We start from the raw sequence: 419 nt of genomic DNA, 5'->3' as shown, positions 1-419 counted from the left end.
CTGCAATAGCTGATGAGCTAAAAGCCATACAGCTCGCTAAGCACAATGCTGCGGTATGTTTAGTATTAAAAAACATAAACCGTTCCTCACAGAGTTAATTAAAACAGGGAATAACGATCAAAAATAAATACGTTTGATGTTATTCCCTATATATATTCACCCAATCAATTTAGGTGGCTGATATTTACTGGTAAGTAATGGTATATGCTGAGTTGGTTTTTACATAACCGGCAGTTGCTGCTTTGCTTGCATCAGCTCGAACATAGGATGCTTTAAAATCGTAGGTTGCAGATTTAGACGTTGAATCCAGAGTTTTGCTGTAAACATCACCCGGATTATTGACCTGAACCTGTTTAATAGTAGAACCTTCAATATTGTGCAGAGCGATATTTACGCCGTCAGACGGGGTGTTAATAGAC

1 protein-coding gene is annotated in these 419 nt (G+C 38.2%); it reads right to left on the bottom strand.

All coding sequences use genetic code 11. The features are described 5' to 3' along the window. Window positions 1-184: 184 nt before the first annotated feature. Window positions 185-419, bottom strand: a 235-nt coding sequence (locus tag FGG79_RS21425; protein WP_205688851.1) for a fimbrial protein, incomplete at its 5' end; no start/stop codon positions are given.

Origin of the sequence: Bacillus sp. BHET2 (assembly GCF_005938125.1) — a bacterium.
GTDB lineage: Bacteria > Bacillota > Bacilli > Bacillales > Bacillaceae_B > Rossellomorea.
The sequence above is the reverse complement of the archived record's forward strand: the minus strand, read 5'-3'. Positions and strand labels throughout refer to the sequence as shown.